Consider the following 15542-nt stretch of genomic DNA (forward strand, 5'->3'; position numbering starts at 1 on the left):
GAATCCACCGTGGTCGTCATGACCTCTGAACCCCGCCGCGTCATCCTCGTGGGCAGCCGCATACAGCAGTACCGGGAATACGCCCTGGCTTCCCTCGCCCGGCACTACGAGGTGACGCTCGTCGCGCCGGAGGCGCCCACCTGGCAGGCCCGCTACGTGGAGACCCACCGGATCGCCGACACCACGGACGCCGCCAAGCTGTACGCCCCGGTCGCCGACCTGCGCGGCGAGGTCGCCGACGCCGCGATCGTCACCTGGGACGAGTGGTCGCTCGTCGCCGTGTCCTCGGTGGCCAAGAAGCTCGGCATGCGGGCCATGGACCCGGCCGCCGCCAAGATCTGCCGCGACAAGTACGCCACCCGCCAGGCCCTCGAAGCGGCCGGCATGGCCGCCGTCCGCTACATCCCCGCCACCACCGAGGACGAGGCCGTCGCCGCCGCCGAAACCATCGGCTTCCCCGTCGTCGTCAAGCCCCGCACCCTCGGCGGCAGCTTCGGCGTGATGATGGCCCGGGACGTCGACGGCCTGCGCCGGGCCTTCCGGCTCGCCTCCACCAGCCGGCTGCGCGGCGCCGGCACCACCGCCTCGGTCCTGATCGAGGAGTTCGTCGAAGGCCCCGAACTGAGCGTGGACAGCGTCGTCGTGGACGGCGTGGCCACCCCGGTCTGCGTGGCCCGCAAGCGCCTCGGCGCCCACCCGTACTTCGAAGAGGTCGGCCACCTCGTCACCGACTGGCGCCACGAGCCGTGGGCGGAGGCCGTCACCCGGCTGGTCCAGGACTCCCACCGCGCCGCCGGAGTCGACTACGGCGTCACCCACACCGAACTGCGCGTCTCCGCGGACGGCCCCCGCCTGATCGAGCTCAACGGCCGCCTCGGCGGCGACCTCATCCCGCACCTGAACGAGCTCGCCACCGGCGTGGACCTGCCGCTGGCCGCCGCCCGGATCGCCTTCGAGGAGACCCCGGACATCACCCCGACCCGCGCCCTGAGCGCCGAGGTCCGCTTCCTCTACCCGGCCTACGACGGCGCCGTCGACCGCGTCGTCCTGCCCGGCCCCGGGGACGTCCAGGACCTGGCCGAGGCCGTCGCCCTGGTGGAGCCCGGCGACGAGCTGCTGCTCCCGCCCCGCGGCCTGACCCCCCGCTCCGCCGCCCTCGTCGCGGTCAGCGAGACCCCGGCCGGCACCCGCCGCGCCCTGGACCGCGCCGAGGCGCTCTCCCGTACCGAGGTCTCCGGAGTCGCCGCGCACCGGCTCGGCGCCCGCGTCGAGAACGCGGTGACCCGCCGCTTCTTCGACCACGAGCGCACCGCGCGCCGCCAGACCGTCTCCGGCGTCCGCGGCGTGGAGTGGTTCCGCTACGGAGCCGGCGGCGGCGAGGGGCTCAACCGCCCCGTCTTCCTCAGCGAGGCCGACGTCGCGGGCCTGGAGAACGACCTGAACGGCCTCTTCGACCTGCTCAAGGCGGTGCCCGCCCGGCTCTTCGGCGGCGACCTGCGCGCCTTCGCCACCGCCGTCGGGATGTCCCCCACCCAGGCCGACCTGGTCCTGCGCGGCTCCGTGGACGAGCTCGCCCCGCTCTCCCGCGCCGACCTGTACCGCGAGACCGGCGGCTTCCGCGTCATGGAGCTCAACACCGGCTCCTCGCTGGGCGGCTGGCAGATGGGCGAGTTCGCCCGCGCCCTGATCCAGGACGCCGACTTCGCCGAGTTCGCGGCCGCCGAGGGCCTGGTCTACCCCGACCCGCTCGCCCGCATCACCGACGTGCTGCGCCGCCAGGCGCCCTCCCTCGAAGGCATCGAGCGGCCGCTGCTGGCGATCACCGACTGGCCCGAGGGCTTCGAGAAGTCCAAGTGCTGGATGGAGTTCGTCGTACCGGCATTCGAGCGACTCGGCTTCGAGACCGTCGTCTGCCACCTGGGCGACTTCGCCTACGAGAACGGAAACGTCCTCCACGAGGGCCGCAAGGTCGACGTGGTCTACCGGATGTTCCTGCCCGGCGAAATGCCCGACGAGCCCCGCACCTACGATCTCGTCAACCCGCTGCTCGACGCCGTCGAGGCCGGCACGGTCGAACTGTTCGCCCCGCTCGACTGCGAGCTGTACGGCAACAAGGGCAGCCTCGCGATGCTCAGCGACGAGCGCAACCGCGCCGTCTTCACCGAGGCCGAGCGCGAGCTGATCGACCGGATCCTGCCCTGGACCCGCTTCGTCCGCGACGAGAAGGTCACCTTCGGCGGCGAGAAGATCGACCTGCTGCCCTACGCCATCGCCAACAAGGACCACCTGGTCCTCAAGCCCACCCTGCTCTACGGCGGCGTAGGCGTCACCCCCGGCTGGACCACCGACCAGAAGGAATGGGTCGCCAAGCTCCGCCAGGCCGTCGACGGCCCGTACGTCCTCCAGCACCGCCTGCTGCCGACCACCGAGCGGTTCCTCTCCGAGGACGGCGAGACCTGCGAGGACATGGCCGTCGCCTACGGGACGCTGATGGTCGACGGACGCTACGCCGGCACCCTGGCCCGCGGCGTCACCGACCCGGCCGTGGGCATCGTGAGCATGCTGCGCGGCGCCCAGATCGGCTGCGCGTTCCACGTCGACCCGGCGGCAGAGGGAGTGGAAGCGAAATGACCGACATCGGGAACGGGGCCGCCGAGCCGGTGGAGGAGGAGGCGGCCGGAGCTCCGGCCGCCGCCGCGCCCGCCACGCTCTGGCGGGACCCGGAGTTCCTCAAGTTCTGGTCCGGGGAGGCGATCTCGCAGGTCGGGGCCCAGGTCACGACCCTGGCGCTGCCGCTCACCGCGGTGCTGACGCTCGACGCCAGCTCCTCCCAGGTGGGCTTCGTCAACGCGGCCTCCTACGCCCCGTTCCTGATGGTCACCCTCCTGGTCGGCGTCTGGGTCGACCGGGTGCGGCGCAGGCCCCTGATGATCATGGCCAACGTGGGGCGTGCGCTGCTGGTCAGCGCGGTGCCGCTGCTGGCCGTCCTCGACCTGCTCCGCATCGAGCACGTGTACGTCGCGGCGCTGCTCGTGGGCACCCTCACGGTGGTCTTCGACGTCTCCTACCAGTCCTACCTGCCGACCCTGGTCGGCAAGCAGCACCTGGTGGAGGGCAACAGCAAGCTCCAGGGCACCAGTTCGCTGGCCCAGATCGGCGGGCCCGGACTGGCGGGTCTGCTCATCGGCTGGGTCACCGCCCCCTACGCGCTGCTGATCAACGGGATCTCGTACCTCGTCTCCGTGATCACGCTGCTCGCCGTACGGCGCGTCGAGCCGGAGCCGGAGCCCCAGCAGGAGCGGACCGGGATCCGGACCAGCATCGCCGAGGGCATCCGGATCATCTGGGACAGCGCCCACCTGCGGGCCTGCGCCCTCCAGTCGGGGCTGTACAACCTGTGCTGGATGTCCCTCCAGACGGTGTTCGTGCTCTACGCGGCCCGCACGCTCGGCATCTCGCCCGGCGGCATCGGCCTGCTGCTGGGCACGGGCGCGGTGGGCTCCCTGGTCGGCTCGATGCTCGCGCAGTGGCTCAAGCGCAAGACCGGGCTCGGCCCGGCCATCCTGACGGCGCTGCTGCTGTGCTGCCTGGCCCCGGTGGCCATCCCGGCCGCACCGGCGAACGGCGGGGCGCTCTCGCTGGTCCTGTTCGTCGCCGCGTTCGCCCTGATCGGCGCGGGCGGCACCATCGCCAACATCCACATCATCAGCCTGCGGCAGTCCATGACCCCGGACCACCTCCTGGGCCGGATGAACGCCGGGTACCGCTTCGTCTCCTGGGGCACGCTCCCGCTCGGCGCCCTGCTGGGCGGCTGGCTCGGCGACCTCATCGGGCTGCGGGAAACGCTCTTCGTCACCGCCGCGCTCTTCCTGACCGCGGTCCTGGTGGTCGTGAAATCGCCGGTGTGGCGACTCAAGGACTTCCCGCCCCAGATCGTCGCGCAGCCGCGGAAGGTGGACGCAAGGTGAGCCCCACACCGCAGGCGCCGGCCCCCGGCGCCATCGGCAGCCTGCTCGCCCGCCGGACCGGCTGGGGCCGCTCCGACGCGGTGAGCCGGATCCTGGCGGCGGCCGCCGCCCCCGGGGTGCTCTCGATGGCCGGCGGGATCCCGGCCCCCGACAGCTTCCCGGTGGCCCGGCTCGCCGAGGCGACCGACCGGCTGTTCGCCGGAGCGGGCGGGGGAGCCGTACGGGCGCTCCAGTACGCCCCCACGGACGGCATCGCGCCGATGCGCGAGGTGATCGCGGCCCGGGCGAGCGCGACCGGGGCCCCGGTCGGCCCCGACCGGGTGATGGTCACCGCGGGCAGCCAGCAGGGCCTGGACCTCGTGGCACAGACCATCGTCGACGAGGGCGACGAGGTGGCCCTGGACGACCCGAGCTACCTGGGTGCCGTACAGGTCTTCCGGCGGGCCGGAGCACGGCTGCTGCCGGTGCCCGGCGACGCGGCGGGGATGCGCACCGACGTCCTGGAGCAGCGCCTCCTCGCCGGGGCCCGGCCCAAACTCGTCTACGTCGTACCGCACTTCCACAACCCCACCGGAGCCGTGCTCTCCGAGGAGCGGCGCCGCCACCTGGCCGCTCTGGCCGAGCGGTTCGGCTTCCTCGTCGTCGAGGACGACCCGTACGGGGACCTGGCCTTCGAGGGGAGCCGGCTGACGTCCACCGACGTCCACAGCGGGCGGGTGATCCGGCTCATGAGCCTCTCCAAGACGGTCTGCCCGGGTCTGCGGGTGGCCGGTCTGGTCGCCCCGGCCGAGCTGCTCGGGGAGCTGGTCGCCGCCAAGCAGTGCGGGGACCTGCAGACCAACACCTTCGGCCAGTACCTCCTCGCCGATCTGCTGGGGGACCCGGAATTCCTGCCGGCCCACCTGGCGGGCCTGCGCACGCTGTACGGCGGCCGGGCCGAGGCCATGGAGACGCTGCTGCGCGAGCGGCTGCCCTGGCTGGACTTCGAACGGCCGCGCGGCGGGCTCTTCTTCTGGTGCCGGCTGACCGATCCCCGGGTCGGGTCGGACGCGCTGTACGCGCACGCGCTGGCGCAGGGAGTGGCCATCGTGCCCGGTACGCCGTTCTGCATAGAGGAGGACGGCTCGCGGGTCCTGCGGCTGTCCTTCGCCTCCCTGGACGGCGCGCAGCGCCGGGAAGGGGTTTCGCGGCTGGCCGCGGCCTGGGAGAAGGCCCTCGCCGACGGGCCGTGACCGTTCCGTCTTCCGTCTTTCGTCTTTCGTCTTCCGTCTTTCGTCCACACCCTTAAGGAGCAAGGCCGTGACAACGACGTCGCCCGCACCGGTGACCGCCGAATCCCTGGTGGCCCGGCTGTTCCAGGTGATCGACACCCGCTCGTGGGACCGGCTCGGCGAGGTCTTCGCGCCGGACGCCGTGTACGAACGGCCGGGCTACCCGGCACTGGAGGGGCTCGACCGGATCCGCCGGTTCTACGAGCACGAGCGGATCATCACCTCGGGCGCGCACGAGGTCAGCCAGGTGACCGGCGGCCTGGCCGCGGCCGCCTGCTGGGGGCGGTTCCAGGGCGCCGACAAGGACGGCAAGGTCCTGGACGAGGCCTTCGCCGACACGTACCTCGTGCGCGACGGCAGGATCGAGCGCCGCAAGACCTTCTTCTACCGCCCGGCGATCTGACGCGCGGGCCGGGTTCGGGACCGCTGGTGCGGTCCGGAACCCGGCCCGGGTCCGCTTCGTCCGAACGGGTGAACCTCGCTACTTCTTGCCGCCGCCGAGGATCTGGCCGAGCAGGTCGCCGAGGCCGCCTCCGGCCGCCGGGGCCGCGCCGGCCTGACCCGCGGGGGCGCCCGCCGCTCCCGGTACCGCTCCGGGGGACGGGATGGGGGATTCGCCGCCGGCCGCCGTCGGGGCCGCGCCGCCGCCGTTCTTGGAGGCCGCGCGCTTGGCGAAGACCGCCAGCAGGACCGGGATCAGCAGCTCGATGACCCGGGCGACGGTGGGCGCCGGGATGCCGGTCTTCTTCGAGACGGCATTGGCCACGGGCCTGCTCACCTTGGCGAGCACTCCGGCCATCATCCCGCCGCTGAGCATGCCGCCCAGACCGCCGCCGAGGGTGGCCACGCCCTCCAGAGGGGCCTGGGTGACCTCGGCGAAGGCCTGGCGGACCTCGTTGCCGTCGTCGTCGTCGGCGCCGGCCTTCTGCTGGAGGTCGCCGGTCATCGCTCCGACCGTGGTGGCGACCGTGTCACGGGCGCCGTTCGTGTCGGTGCCGAGGAGGCCGGCGATCTCGGTCAGCCGGTCGTCGCCGAGCTCGGTCAGCACGTCGTCCTGGAAAGAAGGTTCGCTCATGCCTGAAACGCTACTTCTGTGGCGATTCGGCGGCACCTCGGATGGCGTCCCGAGCCCTCTTGGGTAATGGAAAGGCAAAGTTCCGGATTCCCGTGCAACCACGGGCAGGGGTCGCGGGTCGTATGGTGCGTCGGGACTTCCGGGGGGGATCCGGGGGGATCGGGAAGTCCGATGAGGGAGGGGTAACCGTGAGGGGGTCCGGCCGGAAGGCGGGACCCCCTTTTGGTTGGCCGCTTCCGGGGGGTCGCCTTTTTTCCACAGGCCCGGCGGGCCTGTCGCACCCGGGCTGTAGCTTCGGGCCATGACGACGAACGCGGCCGTGGCGCCGGCGGTGGTCGAGGGGGTGCTGGAGCGCATCACCTACGCCAACGAGGAGAGCGGATACACGATCGCCCGCGTGGACACCGGGCGCGGTGCCGGTGACCTGCTCACGGTCGTCGGCTCCCTCCTCGGGGCCCAGCCGGGTGAATCGCTGCGCATGGAGGGCCGTTGGGGCTCGCACCCCCAGTACGGCAGGCAGTTCACCGTGGAGAACTACACGACGCTGCTGCCCGCGACCATCCAGGGGATCCGGCGCTACCTCGGTTCCGGCCTGATCAAGGGCATCGGCCCGAAGATCGCCGACCGGATCGTGGAGCACTTCGGCCTCGACACCCTCGACGTCATCGAGGAGCAGCCGAAACGGCTGATCGAAGTGCCCGGCCTCGGCCCCAAGCGCACCAGGATGATCGGCGCGGCCTGGGAGGAGCAGAAGGCCATCAAGGAGGTCATGGTCTTCCTCCAGGGGGTCGGCGTCTCCACCTCCATCGCGGTGCGCATCTACAAGAAGTACGCCGACGCCTCCATCTCCGTGGTGCGCAACCAGCCGTACCGGCTCGCCGCCGACGTCTGGGGCATCGGCTTCCTCACCGCCGACCGCATCGCCCAGGCCGTCGGGATCCCGCACGACAGTCCGGATCGGGTCAAGGCCGGACTCCAGTACGCCCTGTCCCAGTCCGCCGACCAGGGGCACTGCTTCCTGCCCGAGGACCGGCTCATCGCCGACGGGGTCAAGCTGCTCCAGGTGGACACCGGGCTGGTCATCGACTGCCTGGCCGAGCTCGCCGCCGACCCGGAAGGGGTCGTACGGGAATCCGTGCCCGACCCGCAGGGCGGCCCGGACCCCCTCACCGCCGTGTACCTGGTGCCGTTCCACCGCGCCGAGCTGTCCCTGGCCGGGCAGGTGCGCCGCCTCCTGCAGGCGGAGGAGGACCGGCTGCCCGCCTTCCGGGACGTGGACTGGGACAAGGCCCTGGGCTGGCTCGCCGGGCGGACCGGGGCCACGCTGGCCCCCGCGCAGCGGGACGCGGTCCGCCTCGCCCTCACCCGCCGGGTCGCCGTCCTCACCGGCGGGCCGGGCTGCGGGAAGTCCTTCACCGTCCGCTCGATCGTGGAGCTGGCCCGGGCCAAGAAGGCCAAGGTGGTGCTCGCCGCCCCCACCGGCCGGGCGGCGAAGCGGCTGGCCGAGCTCACCGGGGCGGAAGCCTCCACCGTGCACCGACTCCTGGAGCTCAAACCGGGCGGGGACGCGGCGTACGACCGGGAGCGGCCGCTCGACGCGGACCTGGTCGTCGTGGACGAGGCTTCGATGCTCGACCTGCTCCTGGCGAACAAGCTCGTCAAGGCGGTGGCACCGGGTGCACACCTGCTGCTGGTCGGGGACGTGGACCAGTTGCCCTCGGTCGGCGCGGGGGAGGTGCTGCGCGATCTGCTCGCCGAGGGCGGGCCGGTTCCGGCCGTCCGGCTGACCACCATCTTCCGGCAGGCCCAGCAGTCCGGCGTGGTCACCAACGCCCACCGGATCAACACCGGCCTGCCGCCGATCACCGACGGCCTGCCCGACTTCTTCCTCTTCCCCGAAGAGGACACCGAGGAGGCCGGAAAGCTGGCCGTCGACGTCGCCGCACGTCGTATTCCGGCCAGATTCGGCCTGGACCCGAGGCGGGACATCCAGGTCCTCGCCCCCATGCACCGCGGCCCGGCCGGCGCCGGAAACCTCAACGCGCTGCTCCAGCAGGCCATCACCCCGGCCCGGCCGGGCCTGCCCGAGAAGCGGTTCGGCGGCCGCGTCTTCCGGGTCGGCGACAAGGTCACCCAGATCCGGAACAACTACGACAAGGGCGCCAACGGGGTCTTCAACGGCACGGTCGGCGTGGTCACCGGCCTTGACCTGGAAGAACAGCGGCTGACGGTGCGCACGGACGAAGACGAGGAAGTGGCCTACGAGTTCGCGGAGCTCGACGAGCTGGCCCACGCGTACGCCGTCACCATCCACCGCTCCCAGGGGAGTGAATATCCGGCCGTGGTGATCCCGGTCACGACCGGCGCTTGGATGATGCTCCAACGGAACCTTCTGTACACCGCCGTCACCCGGGCGAAGAAACTGGTCGTCCTGGTCGGGTCACGCAAAGCCCTGGGGCAGGCGGTGCGTACGGTTTCCGCAGGCAGGAGGTACACGGCCGTCGCGGCCAGGCTGTCCGGCCGCATACCGGTGGGAAACATCACCTAGATGATCGATCATTTGGGGTTCCTACAAGGTGGCGGAGGGGGCAGGATGTGCAGGCTGGGCGGCACTGAGTGCCGTCAAAAACACCAAAGCTCGACCCCGAGTGCACTCACCTGCGCCAAATGGGGGAAGGTAGAGGCAGTCAGGGCACCTCGAAGAAGAGGCACTACGTCGGTGAGGGATGACGTGAGCGACAACTCTGTAGTACTGCGGTACGCGGACGGTGAATACACCTACCCGGTGGTCGAGAGCACCGTCGGTGACCAGGGCTTCGACATCTCGAAGCTCAGGGCTCAGACCGGGCTGGTCACCCTGGACAGCGGCTACGGAAACACCGCCGCCTATAAGTCCGCCATTACTTATCTCGACGGTGAGCAGGGAATCCTGCGCTACCGCGGTTACCCGATCGAGCAGCTGGCGGAGCGCTCGACCTTCATCGAGGTCGCCTACCTGCTGATCAACGGGGAGCTGCCGACCGTCGACCAGCTCGCGTCGTTCCGCAACGAGATCACCCAGCACACGCTGCTGCACGAGGACGTCAAGCGCTTCTACGACGGCTTCCCGCGCGACGCGCACCCGATGGCGATGCTGTCCTCCGTGGTCAGCGCGCTGTCGACGTTCTACCAGGACAGCCACAACCCGTTCGACGAGAAGCAGCGCAACCTCTCGACGATCCGGCTGCTGGCCAAGCTCCCGACGATCGCGGCGTACGCGTACAAGAAGTCGGTCGGCCACCCGGTGGTCTACCCGCGCAACGACCTCGGCTACGTCGAGAACTTCCTGCGCATGACCTTCTCGGTGCCGGCCCAGGAGTACGACCTGGACCCGGTCGTGGTCGCCGCGCTCGACAAGCTGCTGATCCTGCACGCGGACCACGAGCAGAACTGTTCGACCTCCACCGTGCGCCTGGTCGGCTCCTCGCAGGCGAACATGTTCGCCTCGATCTCCGCCGGCATCTCGGCCCTGTGGGGTCCGCTGCACGGTGGCGCCAACCAGTCGGTTCTGGAGATGCTCGAAGGCATCAAGAACGACGGCGGCGACGTCGACGCCTTCATCCGCAAGGTGAAGAACAAGGAAGACGGCGTCCGCCTGATGGGCTTCGGGCACCGCGTCTACAAGAGCTTCGACCCCCGGGCGAAGATCATCAAGGCGGCGGCGCACGATGTCCTCTCGGCGCTCGGCAAGGACGACGAGCTCCTCGACATCGCCCTGAAGCTGGAAGAGCACGCGCTGGCCGACGAGTACTTCGTCGAGCGCAACCTCTACCCGAACGTCGACTTCTACACCGGCCTGATCTACCGGGCCATGGGCTTCCCGACCGAGATGTTCACCGTGCTCTTCGCGATCGGCCGGCTGCCCGGCTGGATCGCCCAGTGGCACGAGATGATCAAGGAGCCCGGCTCCCGCATCGGCCGCCCGCGCCAGATCTACACCGGCGAGGTCCTGCGCGACTTCGTTCCGGTCGAGTCCCGCTGACCCGAGGGTCGAGCCGCAGCAGTACCCGCAGGACTCGTAGAACGCTCAATGCAGGAAAAGCGCCCCGCCATCGATCCCCCCACGGGTCGAAGGTCGGGGCGCTTTCCTTACCCCGGAACGGATTCCCCCCACGGGACCCGGACCGGGTGTCTGCGTGCCGAGGCAACGTGTAGTCATCCCAACACGTTTCCGGCATCGCCCCATTAGACCCGCGGGGCCGCCCGATGGTTACGTTGGGGTCGCTGTGATCTGCGTCTCGTGTGAAGAGGGTGTGCGTGAGACGTGAAGGGTGATCACTAGCGGAAGGAGCGCAGCCGCAGGCTGTTGGTGACCACGAAGACCGAGGAGAAGGCCATCGCGGCCCCCGCGATCATCGGGTTGAGCAGTCCGGCGGCGGCCAGCGGCAGCGCCGCGACGTTGTAGCCGAAGGCCCAGAAGAGGTTGCCCTTGATGGTGGCCAGGGTCCGGCGCGAGAGCCGGATCGCGTCCGCCGCGACCCGCAAGTCGCCCCGTACGAGGGTCAGATCGCTCGCCTCGATCGCCGCGTCGGTGCCGGTTCCCATGGCCAGGCCCAGGTCGGCCTGGGCCAGCGCGGCCGCGTCGTTGACCCCGTCGCCGACCATGGCGACCGTACGGCCCTCGGCCTGGAGCCGGCGTACGACGTCCACCTTGTCCTGCGGGAGGACTTCGGCGATGACCTCGTCGATGCCCACCGCGCGGGCCACCGTTTCCGCGACGGCCTGGTTGTCTCCGGTCAGCAGCACCGGGGTCAGGCCCAGCGCCCGCAGCCGGGACACGGCCTCGGCGCTGGTCTCCTTGACCGCGTCGGCCACGGTCAGCACCCCGCGGGCCTCCCCGTCCCAGGCGACCAGGACGGCGGTGGAACCCTCGGCCTCGGCGGCGGCCTTGACCTCCGCGAGGGCGGCGGGCAGCGCGATCGACCAGTCGGCGAGCAGCTTCTCGCGGCCCACCAGGACGGCGTGTCCGTCGACCACGCCCTGGACGCCGAGTCCGCCGTGGTTCTCGAAGCCCTCCGGGACGGACAGGCCGCCGGGGACTTCCGCGGCGCCCGCCGCGATGGCCCGGGCGATCGGGTGCTCGGAGGCGTGCTCCAGGGACCCGGCCAGGCGCAGCAGTCGGGCAGGGTCCACGCCCTCGGCGGGGTGGGCGGCGATCAGGGTCATCCGGCCGGTGGTGACGGTGCCGGTCTTGTCCAGGACGACGGTGTCCACGCGGCGGGTGGACTCCAGCACCTCCGGGCCCTTGATCAGGATGCCGAGCTGCGCGCCCCGGCCGGTGCCGACCATCAGCGCGGTCGGGGTGGCCAGGCCCAGGGCGCACGGGCAGGCGATGATCAGGACGGCCACGGCGGCGGTGAAGGCGGCCGTCGGGTCGTCGGTGATCAGCAGCCAGGTGGCCCAGGTGCCCAGGGCCAGGACGAGCACGATCGGTACGAAGACCCCGGAGATCCGGTCGGCGAGGCGCTGGACCTCGGCCTTGCCGTTCTGCGCCTCCTCGACCAGCTTGGCCATCCGGGCGAGCTGGGTGTCCGAGCCGACGCGGGTGGCCTCGACGACGAGGCGGCCCGAGGTGTTGACCGTGGCTCCGGTGACGGTGTCGCCCACGGTGACCTCGACCGGGACCGATTCGCCGGTCAGCATCGCGGCGTCCACGGCGGAGCTGCCCTCGACGACCGTGCCGTCGGTGGCGATCTTCTCGCCGGGCCGGACGAGGAAGCGGTCGCCCACCGCGAGCGCGCTCACGGGGATCCGTACCTCGGTCCCCCCGCGCAGGACCGCCACGTCCTTGGCGCCGAGCCGCATGAGGGCCTTGAGGGCCGCGCCGGCCTTCCGCTTCGAGCGGGCCTCCAGGTAGCGGCCGAGCAGGATGAAGCTGACGACTCCGGCCGCCACCTCCAGGTAGATCGCCGAGGAGCCGTCCGTACGGGAGACCGAGAAGTCGAAGCCGTGCCGCATGCCGGGCATTCCGGCGTGGCCGAAGAACAGGGCCCACAGCGACCAGGCGAAGGCGGCCCCGGTACCCACCGAGACCAGGGTGTCCATGGTCGCGGCGCCGTGCCGGGCGTTGGTCCAGGCGGCCCTGTGGAAGGGGAGGGCGCCCCAGACGACGACGGGGGAGGCGAGGGTCAGCGAGAGCCACTGCCAGTTGTCGAACTGGAGGGCCGGGACCATCGCGAGCAGGACGACGGGCAGCGAGAGCGCCACGGAGACCAGGAGGCGCTGGCGCAGCGCGGCCAGCTCGGGGTCGCGCGCCTCTTCGGGCGCGGCGGTCTCCGCCACGCTCTCGGGCTCCGGCGGCGGGGGCTCCTCGGCGGTGTAGCCGGTCTTGACGACCGTCGCGATGAGGTCGGCGACCCGCACGTCGGCGCCGTACGAGACCTTGGCCTTCTCGGTGGCGTAGTTCACCGAGGCGGTGACCCCGTCCATCCGGTTCAGCTTCTTCTCGATGCGGGCCGCGCAGGAGGCGCAGGTCATCCCGCCGATGGTCAGCTCGACCTCGGCCGTGGGCGCTGCGGCGCCGGCCGCCGTTATGGGTCCGTCGTGCACTGTGCTGCTGCTCATGATCCGGGCTCCCCGCCGAGGTAGGGGTTGGGCCGGGCCGTACGGAACCAGTATGAGCTGGCCGGTACGGCCCGGCGGGGCTGTGCCTTGAGAGATGCGTGCGGAGGAGGGGGTGCTCAGGCCTGGCCGGCGAACTCGTAGCCGGCCTCGTCCACGGCGGCGCGTACGGCGGCCTCGTCGAGCGGGGCGGCCGAGACCACGGTGACCTCGCCGGTCGCCGCGACGGCCTTGACCGAGCTGACGCCCGGCAGGGCGGAGAGCTCGGTGGTCACCGCACCCTCGCAGTGCCCGCAGGTCATGCCGGTCACCCGGTAGACGGTGGTGGTCTGGGTGTCCGTGTCGGCGCTCATGTCGTTCTCCTCTTCAAGGGCGTTTCCGGGCGGCCGGAAGACGGCGGATCGCTCGTGGAGAGTCCACCGTTCATCCCGACACTCCGAGACTATACCCCTAGGGGGTATCAACGCGAGGATTCGGAGAGATCTTTTGCGGTGGACAATCGCCGTGAACCGTATGTAAATGGCACACATGGCGCACTCGGGGACCACTCTCATTCTGATCATGTCGATCGCAGTGCTCGCGCCCCTGCTCGCGTACGGGGTCTCGCGCTGGCTCCCGGTTCCGCTGGTGATCTTCGAGATCGTGCTCGGTGTCCTGGTCGGGCCCGACGTCCTCGGCTGGGCACGGTCGACCGAGGTCATCGACGTACTCAGCGAGCTCGGCCTCGCGATGCTGATCTTCCTGGCCGGGTACGAGATCCAGTTCGCCCAGGTCAAGGGCGACACCCTGAAACGGTCGGTGTGGGCCTGGGCGGCCGCCCTCGCGCTGGGGCTCGGGATCGGCCTGCTGCTGTCTGGCGGCGGATGGGAGAAGGGCGTCTACATCGGCACCGCGCTCACCAGTACCGCCCTCGGCACGATCCTGCCGGTCCTGCGGGACTCCGGGGACCTCCAGAGCCGGTTCGGCTCGGTGATGATGGCGATGGGCGCGGTCGGCGAGTTCGGGCCGATCATCGCGATGGCGCTGCTGCTCAGCGGCCGGGCGCCGGGGCAGTCGGCGGCGCTGCTGATCGGCTTCGCGGTGCTCACGGCCGGCGCCGTGTTCTGGGCGATGCGGCCCAAGCCGCCGTGGTTCGCCCGGGTCATCTCCAAGACCCTGCACAGCAGCGGTCAGTTCGCGGTGCGCCTGGTCGTGCTGATCCTCGTCGCGTTCCTGGCGCTCTCCGAGGTGCTCGGCCTCGACGTCCTGCTCGGCGCCTTCGCCGCCGGCCTGATCACCAGGCTCGTGCTGCAGGGGGCCGCCCCGGAGAGCAGCGAGGCCGTGCTGTCGAAGGTGGAGGCCATCGGTTTCGGCTTCCTGGTGCCGCTGTTCTTCGTGGTCACCGGGATCGAGTTCGACCTCGCCGCCCTGCTCGGCGGCGGGTGGGCGCTGGTGTTGCTCCCGGTGTTCCTGCTGCTCTTCCTCCTGGTGCGGGGGCTGCCGATGTGGCTGCTGGCTCCCCGGGACCTCGGGCGCCGGGACCGGTCGGCGCTGGTGCTGTTCGGCTCCACGGCGCTGCCGCTGGTGGTGGCGATCACCACCCTGGGCGTGCAGGACGGGAAGCTGGAGTCCGGGGAGGCGGCGGCGCTGGTCGGGGCCGGGATGGTCTCCGTACTCGTCTTCCCGCTGGTGGGGCTGCGGCTGCGGGCGGGATCCGGTGACGCGTCCGGCACCGGTGGGTCAGGGTCCGGTGGGTCCGGCACGGGCGGGTCCGGGTCCGGTGGGTCCGGGGACGTCGGGAAGATGGTCAGCGAGGAGGAGGCGTGGTGATCATCGGGTCCAGGTAGCGGAACAGGACCGTCTTCAGCTCCGCGACGTACGCGGCCCGTTCGGCTCCTTCGCTGGCCAGGATCAGTTCGAGGGAGGTCTTGACGATCCCGAGCACCATGTGGGCGACGTGGGTGAGCTCGGCGGGGGTGGTGTCCGGCGCCGGGGTGACGCAGGCGCGCAGCACCTCTTCGACGCGGGTCAGCATGCCGACGTGCAGCTCGTCGTGCTCCTGGGCGATGCCGGGGACGCCGGAGCCGTGCATGAGCGCCCAGAAGGCCGGGTTCTCGCAGTTGAACGCGATGACCGGGTCCAGGACGGCGTCGAGCAGTTCGGGCAGCGGCCGGTCCAGGTTCTCGGGGAGGAACGCCCGGCCGTGCGCCTCGTGGGCGCGCTGGAGGAGGTGGCCGCCGAGCTCGACGGCGATGGCCTCCTTGTTCGGGAAGAACTGGTAGAGCGTGCCCGGGGAGACGCCGGCCTCGCGGGCGATGGCGTTGGTGCTGGCCGCCGCGTAACCCGTACGGCAGAACACCCCGGCGGCGGCTGCCAGGAGCTGGGCGATCCGGCGCTCGCCGCGGGCCTGGCGGCGGCGGGGGGCGGCTTCCGGGGTGCTCTCCGGGGCTGTTCCCGGAGTTGCGCCAAGGGCCGTCTCCGCGGTCGTTTCACCCGCTTCGGCCGCGCTCTCGGCCCGAGAGGTCTCCCGCATGTCCCATCCCTTGCTTCCCGTTGCTTCCCGTGGGTGATTGACAAACACGAGAGGTCGCTCGCATTCTGGAGAAACGCGAGCGACTGCTCGTGTTTGCCAGTCTAAGTGCCCTGGCA

At 71.2% G+C, this 15542-nt stretch carries 11 protein-coding genes; 7 read left to right on the forward strand and 4 right to left on the reverse strand.

The window, feature by feature from the left end:
• The first annotated feature begins 18 nt into the window (after nt 1-18).
• The 4 genes from AC6CKD_RS12735 to AC6CKD_RS12750 all read left to right on the forward strand — a co-directional run bounded on the left by AC6CKD_RS12735 (nt 19) and on the right by AC6CKD_RS12750 (nt 5642).
• Nucleotides 19-2631, forward strand: a complete 2613-nt coding sequence (locus AC6CKD_RS12735) for an ATP-grasp domain-containing protein (protein ID WP_498327241.1) — start codon at nt 19-21, stop codon at nt 2629-2631.
• Nucleotides 2628-3968 (forward strand): MFS transporter, encoded by a 1341-nt coding sequence (locus AC6CKD_RS12740; RefSeq protein WP_498327242.1) that lies wholly within the window; start codon nt 2628-2630, stop codon nt 3966-3968. Before AC6CKD_RS12735 ends, AC6CKD_RS12740 begins: the two co-directional genes overlap by 4 nt.
• On the forward strand, nt 3965-5200 hold the full coding sequence (locus AC6CKD_RS12745) for an aminotransferase-like domain-containing protein (protein ID WP_498327243.1): 1236 nt from the start codon (nt 3965-3967) through the stop codon (nt 5198-5200). The genes AC6CKD_RS12740 and AC6CKD_RS12745 overlap by 4 nt, the downstream gene beginning before the upstream one ends.
• 67 nt (nt 5201-5267) lie before the next feature.
• A complete protein-coding gene (locus AC6CKD_RS12750) occupies nt 5268-5642 on the forward strand; it encodes a nuclear transport factor 2 family protein (RefSeq protein ID WP_498327244.1) in 375 nt (124 codons plus the stop codon).
• Between the two features lie 78 nt (nt 5643-5720).
• Here the strand turns inward: AC6CKD_RS12750 and AC6CKD_RS12755 are convergent, their stop codons facing one another.
• A complete protein-coding gene (locus tag AC6CKD_RS12755; RefSeq protein ID WP_498327246.1) occupies nt 5721-6314 on the reverse strand; it encodes a DUF937 domain-containing protein in 594 nt (197 codons plus the stop codon).
• A gap of 301 nt (nt 6315-6615) precedes the next feature.
• On the opposite strand from AC6CKD_RS12755, the gene recD2 reads away from it, so the two are divergent.
• Entirely contained in the window at nt 6616-8862 is a 2247-nt protein-coding gene (recD2, locus tag AC6CKD_RS12760) for an SF1B family DNA helicase RecD2 (protein WP_498327248.1), read from the forward strand.
• Between the two features lie 183 nt (nt 8863-9045).
• Nucleotides 9046-10335: a citrate synthase gene (locus AC6CKD_RS12765; RefSeq protein WP_243335006.1), complete on the forward strand. Its 1290-nt coding sequence runs from the start codon at nt 9046-9048 to the stop codon at nt 10333-10335.
• 296 nt (nt 10336-10631) lie between these two features.
• On the opposite strand, the gene AC6CKD_RS12770 is transcribed toward AC6CKD_RS12765, so the two are convergent.
• Together AC6CKD_RS12770 and AC6CKD_RS12775 are read right to left on the reverse strand one after the other, a co-directional pair.
• Entirely contained in the window at nt 10632-12917 is a 2286-nt protein-coding gene (locus AC6CKD_RS12770) for a heavy metal translocating P-type ATPase (RefSeq protein ID WP_498327250.1), read from the reverse strand.
• 116 nt (nt 12918-13033) lie between these two features.
• Nucleotides 13034-13267, reverse strand: coding sequence for a heavy-metal-associated domain-containing protein (locus tag AC6CKD_RS12775; protein ID WP_498327252.1), 234 nt, complete (start codon nt 13265-13267; stop codon nt 13034-13036).
• Nucleotides 13268-13442: 175 nt separating this feature from the next.
• Between AC6CKD_RS12775 and AC6CKD_RS12780 the strand changes: the two genes are divergently transcribed.
• On the forward strand, nt 13443-14723 hold the full coding sequence (locus AC6CKD_RS12780; protein WP_498327570.1) for a cation:proton antiporter: 1281 nt from the start codon (nt 13443-13445) through the stop codon (nt 14721-14723).
• Here AC6CKD_RS12780 and AC6CKD_RS12785 read toward each other — a convergent pair.
• Nucleotides 14701-15426: a TetR/AcrR family transcriptional regulator gene (locus tag AC6CKD_RS12785; RefSeq protein WP_498327253.1), complete on the reverse strand. Its 726-nt coding sequence runs from the start codon at nt 15424-15426 to the stop codon at nt 14701-14703. The genes AC6CKD_RS12780 and AC6CKD_RS12785 overlap by 23 nt on opposite strands.
• Nucleotides 15427-15542: the final 116 nt, after the last annotated feature.

This window comes from Streptomyces sp. GQ60 (assembly GCF_059758875.1).

Excerpts from the sequence above, each read along its gene's own strand:
- AC6CKD_RS12735 (WP_498327241.1), top strand. The coding sequence starts at position 19 with ATGACCTCTGAACCCCGCCGCGTCATCCTCGTGGGCAGCCGCATACAG.
- AC6CKD_RS12740 (WP_498327242.1), top strand. The coding sequence starts at position 2,628 with ATGACCGACATCGGGAACGGGGCCGCCGAGCCGGTGGAGGAGGAGGCG.
- AC6CKD_RS12755 (WP_498327246.1), bottom strand. The coding sequence starts at position 6,314 with ATGAGCGAACCTTCTTTCCAGGACGACGTGCTGACCGAGCTCGGCGAC.
- recD2 (WP_498327248.1), top strand. The coding sequence starts at position 6,616 with ATGACGACGAACGCGGCCGTGGCGCCGGCGGTGGTCGAGGGGGTGCTG.
- AC6CKD_RS12770 (WP_498327250.1), bottom strand. The coding sequence starts at position 12,917 with ATGAGCAGCAGCACAGTGCACGACGGACCCATAACGGCGGCCGGCGCC.
- AC6CKD_RS12775 (WP_498327252.1), bottom strand. The coding sequence starts at position 13,267 with ATGAGCGCCGACACGGACACCCAGACCACCACCGTCTACCGGGTGACC.
- AC6CKD_RS12780 (WP_498327570.1), top strand. The coding sequence starts at position 13,443 with ATGGCGCACTCGGGGACCACTCTCATTCTGATCATGTCGATCGCAGTG.
- AC6CKD_RS12785 (WP_498327253.1), bottom strand. The coding sequence starts at position 15,426 with ATGCGGGAGACCTCTCGGGCCGAGAGCGCGGCCGAAGCGGGTGAAACG.